This is a genomic window from Actinomycetospora sp. (assembly GCF_055612215.1).
On record NZ_JBVPVA010000077.1, the window covers coordinates 1 to 7,054 of the forward strand.

Annotated in this window: 7 protein-coding genes; 6 read left to right on the forward strand and 1 reads right to left on the reverse strand. The window is 77.0% G+C overall.

The genetic code is table 11. The features are described 5' to 3' along the window. Positions 1 to 486: hypothetical protein (locus AC0CYZ_RS01640; RefSeq protein WP_472211582.1), on the forward strand; the 486-nt coding region annotated here is incomplete at its 5' end. On the opposite strand, the gene AC0CYZ_RS01645 is transcribed toward AC0CYZ_RS01640, so the two are convergent. Continuing rightward, the gene (locus AC0CYZ_RS01645; protein WP_472211585.1) at positions 483 to 812 is read right to left on the reverse strand and encodes a DUF3263 domain-containing protein; all 330 of its coding nucleotides are present in this window, start codon (positions 810 to 812) and stop codon (positions 483 to 485) included. The genes AC0CYZ_RS01640 and AC0CYZ_RS01645 overlap by 4 nt on opposite strands. A 208-nt stretch (positions 813 to 1,020) precedes the next feature. Here AC0CYZ_RS01645 and AC0CYZ_RS01650 point away from each other — a divergent pair, with 208 nt between their 5' ends. The 5 genes from AC0CYZ_RS01650 to AC0CYZ_RS01670 all read left to right on the forward strand — a co-directional run. Then, a complete protein-coding gene (locus tag AC0CYZ_RS01650; protein ID WP_472211588.1) occupies positions 1,021 to 1,608 on the forward strand; it encodes a peptide deformylase in 588 nt (195 codons plus the stop codon). A 149-nt stretch (positions 1,609 to 1,757) separates the two neighbouring features. Continuing rightward, a complete protein-coding gene (locus tag AC0CYZ_RS01655) occupies positions 1,758 to 2,726 on the forward strand; it encodes a S1C family serine protease (protein WP_472211592.1) in 969 nt (322 codons plus the stop codon). A 62-nt stretch (positions 2,727 to 2,788) separates the two neighbouring features. Then, a complete protein-coding gene (gene thiD, locus AC0CYZ_RS01660) occupies positions 2,789 to 3,643 on the forward strand; it encodes a bifunctional hydroxymethylpyrimidine kinase/phosphomethylpyrimidine kinase (RefSeq protein ID WP_472211595.1) in 855 nt (284 codons plus the stop codon). 53 nt (positions 3,644 to 3,696) lie between these two features. Continuing rightward, the gene (thiD, locus tag AC0CYZ_RS01665) at positions 3,697 to 4,530 is read left to right on the forward strand and encodes a bifunctional hydroxymethylpyrimidine kinase/phosphomethylpyrimidine kinase (RefSeq protein WP_472211598.1); all 834 of its coding nucleotides are present in this window, start codon (positions 3,697 to 3,699) and stop codon (positions 4,528 to 4,530) included. A gap of 10 nt (positions 4,531 to 4,540) precedes the next feature. Continuing rightward, on the forward strand, positions 4,541 to 7,054 hold a 2,514-nt coding region (locus tag AC0CYZ_RS01670; RefSeq protein ID WP_472211601.1), incomplete at its 3' end, for a BTAD domain-containing putative transcriptional regulator.

The window sequence follows — 7,054 nt, forward strand, 5'->3', positions numbered from 1 at the left end:
ACCACCGGGGCCACCGGCGCCGGCAGCGGAACCGCCGCCCGGGCTACCCGGCACGATCGGAGGGGCCGCGGCCACGGGCGGGAGGGCACCGACCACGGGCGGGGCCACGCCGGGCGCGGGAGCACCCGGGGCACCGGGGAGACCCGCCCCGGGCACGGCGCCGGCCGGCTGACCGGGAGCCGGAGCGCCCGGGGCACCCGGAGCGGCGGCGTTCGGGTCACCCGCGCCGGGCTGACCGACCCCGGCGCCGAGGCCGCGGCGGCCGGCGGGGCGGCCGGTGCGCTCGAGGTGCCCTGGCCGCCGAAGCTGATCAAGCCCACGACGGCGGCGATGGCAGCCACGCCGAGCAGCGCGACGCCCGCGATGCGCAAGCGGGAGGCGCCGGACGCCCCGGGACCCGTCATGACCGTGCTCCCCTTCCGATTCCGGCCGCGCTGCCCGCTCTCGGACCGGGCGTCGACCTCGTCGGGATCAGGAGACCACTAGCTCGGCTCCACACCGAGCCGACGCGCCGCACGGGCGCGTTGACGTGTCTGACGCAGCCGGCGGAGGCGCTTCACGAGCATCGGGTCGGCCGCGTGCGCCTCGGGGCGGTCCACCAGGGCGTTGAGGACCTGGTAGTAGCGCGTGGCCGACATGTCGAAGAGCTCGCGGATCGCCTGCTCCTTCGCGCCGGCGTACTTCCACCACTGCCGTTCGAACGCGAGGATCTCCCGGTCACGGCGCGTCAGGCCGTCGTCCGGGAGGGCGGCGTGCAGCCCGGACGGGGCGGTGGCCGGCGCCGGGTCGGTCGAAGCTGCTGGGGCGTCCATCACTCTCCTCGGAGAGGCTCGATCCTCCGGGAGCCCGGTGACGTCGACGGTGCCGACGGTGCTCTCCTCGAGACCGACGACCGGGACCCGTACCCGAATGACACGGGTGTCATTCCGGTGCCGTCCATTCAACCACGGCCCTCCGACAACGCCGTGACAACGCACGGCGTCACCCCCACCGCGGCCCGCTGACCTAGGCTGCCGCGCCGTGACCGTCCGCCCGATCCTGATCACCGGCGAACCCGTCCTGCACACCGCGACCCGGCCGTTCGACGACGACGAGTTCGGCTCCGAGGAGCTGCGGACCCTCGTCGACGACCTCTTCGAGACGATGGACGCCGCCCACGGCGTCGGGCTGGCCGCGAACCAGGTGGGCGTCGACCGGCGGGTGTTCGTCTACGACTGCCCCGATCCCGAGCTCGACGGCGAGCGCCGCCGCGGCGTCGTCGTCAACCCGGTCCTGGAGACCGGCCCGGTCCCGGAGACCATGCCCGACGAGGACGACGACGCCGAGGGCTGCCTGTCGGTGCCCGGGGAGAACTTCCCGACGGGCCGGGCGGACTGGGCGAAGGTCACCGGTCGCGACGTCGAGGGGGCGCCGGTGGAGGTCGAGGGCGTCGGCTTCTTCGCCCGCTGCCTGCAGCACGAGACCGACCACCTCGACGGCCACCTCTACCTCGACCGGCTCGTCGGGCGGAACAAGCGGGCCGCCCGGCGCGCGGTGCGCGACCACGGCTGGGGCGTGCCCGGGCTGTCGTGGATGCCCGGCGTCGACCCGGATCCGTTCGGCCACTGACCCGGCCCCTCCCAGCGCAAGCGAAGCAATGAGACGAGCACGCCGATAGGGCTTGCAGCCAGTGGCAGTGAATCCCCGTCGTCGATCCCGGGTTCTGCCGACAGCGCACACACTCGCCGCAACATCTGCAACGGTGTAAGCACGAGGGTGTGGACGAGCTCGACTCCTACTCCCGCACCGTGGTCGCCGTCGCGGAGACGGTCGGCCCCGCCGTGGCCGCCCTCGTCGTCGGGGACCCGGAACGCCCGCTCGGCTCGGGCTCCGCGGTCGTCGTCTCCGACCCCTCCGACCCATCCGGCCCCGACGGCCCCGGCGGCACCGGCGTCGTCCTGGTGACCAACGCCCACGTCGTCGCCCGCGCCCGCTCCGGGCGCGCGACCTTCGCCGACGGCACCCGCGCCGACGTCCGCGTCCTCGGCGCCGACCCGCTCTCCGACCTCGCCGTCCTGAGCATCCACCCCGATGCCGTCACCCCGACGCCGGTCGCCCTCGGCGACGCCGCCGACCTGCGCGTCGGACAGCTCGTCGTCGCCGTCGGGAACCCGCTCGGCCTCGCGGGCAGCGTCACGGCCGGCGTCGTGAGCGCCCTCGGCCGATCGCTGCCGACCCGCGACGGCAGCGCGAGCCGCGTCGTCGAGGACGTCATCCAGACCGACGCGGCGCTGAACCCCGGCAACTCCGGCGGGGCGCTCGCCGACGCGTCCGGGGCCGTCGTCGGGATCAACACCGCCGTGGCGGGCGTGGGGCTCGGCCTCGCGGTGCCGATCACGACGACCACCCGCGACATCCTCGGGGCCCTGCGCCGGGAGGGCCGGGTGCGGCGCGGCTACCTCGGGGTCGTCGGGTCCCCGGCCCCGCTGCCGGTCGACGTCGCGGCGCGGCTCGGGCGCGCGACGGGGCTGCGGGTCGCCGACGTCGTCGCCGGCAGCCCGGCGGCCCAGGCCGGGCTGCGGCCCGGCGACCTCGTCGTGTCCGCCGACCGCGAGCCCGTCACCGACGCCCAGGGCCTGCAACGGCGGCTCTTCGCCGGCTCCATCGGCCGCACCCTGCCGGTGACGGTGCTGCGCGGGCGGGCGATGGTCGACGTCCTGGCGGTGCCCTCCGAACTGACCCGCTGAGGACCTGACGACGGCGGACGTCCGTTTGCCCGCCGTCCGCGGTGGTGGCAGCGTCGATGACGATGAGCACCACGGAACCGCTCGAGCACCCGCCGGTCGCCCTGACGATCGCCGGCACCGACTCCGGCGGCGGCGCGGGCCTGACGGCGGACGTGCGTGCCTTCGCCGCGTGCGGGGTCCACGGGTCGGTCGCGGTCACGGCGGTGACGGTGCAGAACTCGCTCGGGGTGACGGGCTTCCACGAGGTGCCCGTCGACGTCGTCGCCGCCCAGATCCGCACCGTCGCCGGCGACATGGGCGTCGACGCCGCCAAGACCGGGATGCTCGCGTCGCGGGAGATCATCTCCGCGGTCGCCGCGGCGTGCGACGCGGTCGGGATCGGCCGGCGCAGCGCCGCCGGACCCGGCGTGCCCTTCGTCGTCGACCCGGTGGCGGCCTCGATGCACGGCAGCCCGCTGCTCGCCGACGACGCCCTCGACGCGGTCCGCACCGAGCTGCTCCCCCGCGCGACCCTGGTGACGCCGAACCTCGACGAGATCGCCCTGCTCACGGACGTCAAGGTCGTCGACGACGCCTCCGCCCGCGAGGCGGCCGCCGCCCTGCACGCGATGGGCGCGGCCGCGGTCCTCGTCAAGGGCGGGCACCTGGAGGCGACGACGGGCCGCGCCCAGCCCGAGTGCGTCGACCTGCTCAGCCTGGCCTCCGGCGAGGTCCACGAGTTCCGCTCGGCCCGGCTGGCCAGTCCGCACACCCACGGCGGCGGCGACTCGCTGGCCGCGGCGATCACCGCGGGGCTCGCGCGGGGGATGCCGCTGGTCGACGCCGTGGCGCTGGGCAAGGCGTTCATCACCCGCGCCGTCGAGCACTCCTACCCCCTCGGCGCCGGCCACGGTCCCGTCAGGGCGATGCCCATGTGAACGATTTCGGTCGCTCCGACGACCAGGATCGTCCACATGGGAGCGTGCTCCCCATGAGCGAGACGCCGCCGCGCGCGCTGACGATCGCCGGGTCCGACTCCGGGGGCGCCGCCGGCCTCGAGGCCGACCTGCGGGCGATGACGGTGTGCGGGGTGCACGGCTGCGTCGCGGTGACGGCCGTGACGGTGCAGAACTCGCTCGGGGTCTCGGACGTGCACCTGGTGCCGCCGGACGTCGTCGCGGCGCAGGTCCGGGCGGTCGTCGGCGACATCGGGGTCGGCGCCGCGAAGACCGGGATGCTCGCGACGGCGGGGATCATCGAGGCGGTCGCGGCGGTCGTCGACGAGGTGGGGATCGGCCGGGACGACGACCGCACCCCGTTCCTCGTCGACCCCGTCGCCGCGTCGATGTACGGCGAGCCGCTCCTGGCCGACGACGCCATGGACGCCATCCGCACCCTGCTCTTCCCCCGCGCGGCGCTCGTCACCCCGAACCTCGACGAGGTCCGGCTGCTCGCCGGCGTGACGGTCACCGACCGGGACACCGCCCGGAAGGCCGCCGACGCCCTGCACGACCTCGGCGCCCGCTGGGTCCTGGTCAAGGGCGGTCACCTGCACGGCTCCCCGGAGGTCACCGACCTGCTCTCCGACGGCGAGCGGACCTGGGAGTTCGCCGGGCCGCGCATCGACACCCCGAACGTCCACGGCGCCGGCGACGCGCTGGCCAGCGCCACCTGCGCGGGCCTCGCCCGCGGGCTCGCGATGCCGGACGCGGTCGCCTACGCGGAGCGCTACATCCGCCGGGCGGTCGCGGCGTCCTACCCGCTCGGCGCGGGGACGGGGCCGGTGTCGCCGCTCTGGGCGGTGGCCGACTGGGACGAATCGTAGTCTTCCCGGCGTGCTCGAGGTCCGGCTGCTCGGCGAGATCAGCGCCGCGCTCGACGGCCGCCCCCTCGACCTCGGCGGGCTCCAGCGGCGCGCGGTGCTCGCCCGGCTCGCGGTCGCGGGCGGCGAGGTGGTGCCCACCGACCGGCTCGTCGACGACCTGTGGTCCTCCGAACCGCCACCGCGTGCTCTCGCCGGCCTGCAGGCCCACGTCAGCCACCTCCGCCGCGTCCTCGAGCCGGACCGCGCCCCGCGCACGCCGGCGACGGTGCTGGTCAGCGTGGCGGGCGGGTACGCGCTACGGGCAGGCGAGGGACTCGACGCCACGCGGGCCGCAGCCCTGCGCGAGCGGGCCCGCGCCGAGCCACCCGCCGCCGCGGCCACGAGCCTGCGCACCGCGCTCGCGCTGTTCACCGGCCCCGTGCTCGCCGACGTCGCCGACACTCCCTGGGCACGGCCCGCCGTCGAGCGCCTCACCGAACTGCGGCGGACCCTCCTCGAGGCCCTCGCCGCCGCCGAGCTCGCCGAGGATCCGGGCCACGCGACACCGCCGGGGGTCCGCGCGGAATCCGTCGTCGGGCTCCTGACCCCGCACGTGCGCGACGAGCCGCTGCGCGAGGAACCCGTGCGCCTGCTCGCCCTCGCCCTCTACCGGACCGGGCGCCAGGCCGAGGCGCTCGCCGCGGTCGCCGCGCTGCGCCACCGGCTGGCCGACGAGCTCGGTCTCGACCCTTCCCCGGCTCTGGCCGAGCTCGAGCGCCGCATCCTGACGCACGATCCGGAGCTGGCCCACGTCAGAGAAGTCGCCCTGTCGGCGTGCTCCCCCGTCTCGACGTCCAGCGTCCGGAAAGCCGCGTTCACGGCCCCGCCCACCCCGGACCTCGTCGGCCGCGACGCCGAGCGCGCCCGCCTCCTCGCCGTCGCCGACACCGTCGCACACGGTCCCGGACGCCTCGCCCTCGTCACCGCGGAGGCGGGAGCGGGGAAGTCGACCCTCGCCGACGCCCTGCGCGACACCCTCTCCGCCCGCGGGTGGCGCACCGTGCGCGGACGCTGCCCGGAGGTCGACGGCGCCCCGCCGGGCTGGGCGTGGTCCGAGGTCGCCGACGCGCTCGGCGGGGTCACGACGACCGCCGGCCACGACGCGCACCGCGCCTTCCACCACGGGCGGGCGCTCGTCGCCGCCCTCGGCGCGGCCGCCGGCCCCCTCCTCGTCGTCCTCGACGACCTGCACCGCGGCGACGAGGAGACCTGGCGCCTGCTCCGCGCCGTGGCGTCCGCGCAGCTCACCGGGGTGCTGGTGGTCGTCACCTTCCGGCCCGGCGAGGTCGGCGACGGCCTCCTCGCCACCGTCGCCGCGCTCGCGACCGTCACCGCCGAGCGGATCGAGCTGGGCGGGCTCGACCGCGACGCCGTCGCCACCCTCGTCGCCGCGGAGGGCCTCGACGTCGACGCCGCGGCCGCCGACCGGATCACCGGCCGGACCGGTGGGAACCCGCTGTTCGTCCGCGAGGTCGCCCGGCTCGCGCGCACCGTCGGCCTCGACGCGGCCCGCCGCACCGTTCCGGCCGGGGTCCGCGACGTCCTCTCCCGCCGCGTCGCCCAGCTCCCCGCGACCGCGGCGTCGGTGCTGCGCCGGGCCGCCGTCCTGGGCCGCGACGTCGACGTGTCGGTGCTGATCGCGCTGGAGGACGACGACGAGGACCGCGTGCTCGCCGCGTGCGAGGCCGGGGTGGTGACGGGGCTGCTCGGGGAGTCCGGTCCGGACGCCGTCCGCTTCGCCCACGACCTCCTCCGCGAGACCCTCTACGACGAGCTGCCGCGGCTGCGGCGCGCGCGAGTGCATGCCGAGGCGCTGACGGTGCTCGAACGCCTCCGCCCAGGAGACCATGCCGCGCTGGCCCGCCACGCCCTCGCGGCCGGGCCGGTGGCGGGGGTCGAGCGGGTCCTCGACCACGTCGTACGCGCGGCGGGCGAGGCCCGGGCGGAGGGCGCGCCGCGCACGGCGGCCGACCTCCTGGCCGGGGCACTCGAGCTCGCCGGCGCGGGGGCCGACGCGCGCCGCCGCCTCGCCCTGCGCTGCGCGCTCGCCTCCGCCCACTCCGCGGCGGGCGCAGGACTCCCCGCCGTCACCCACCGCACGACCGCTCTCGCGGAGGCCACGGCCCTCGTCGGGACCCTTCCCGACGCCGAGCGGCGCGCTCTGCTCCTCGAGGTCGCGACCTGCGTCGACGGGCCGGTGACGTTCGCGCTCGCCGAGAACGCGGACGTCGACCGGCCCTTGCTGGCGACGACGGACGAGCTCCTCGCCGGGCCCCTCGCGCCCGCGGAGCGCGTCCGGGTGTTCGCGGTCCGGGCCTTCGCCTGGCACCCCCGCGAGCCCGAGCGCGCCGTGGCGGACGCCGGGGCGGCGCTGGCGCTCCTCGGGGAGGCGGGTCACGACCCCGGCCTGCGCTGCCTGGTGCTCAACGCCCGCTTCTGGACGCTGCTGCGCCCCGACCGCTGGCACGAGCTGGACGGCCTCGGC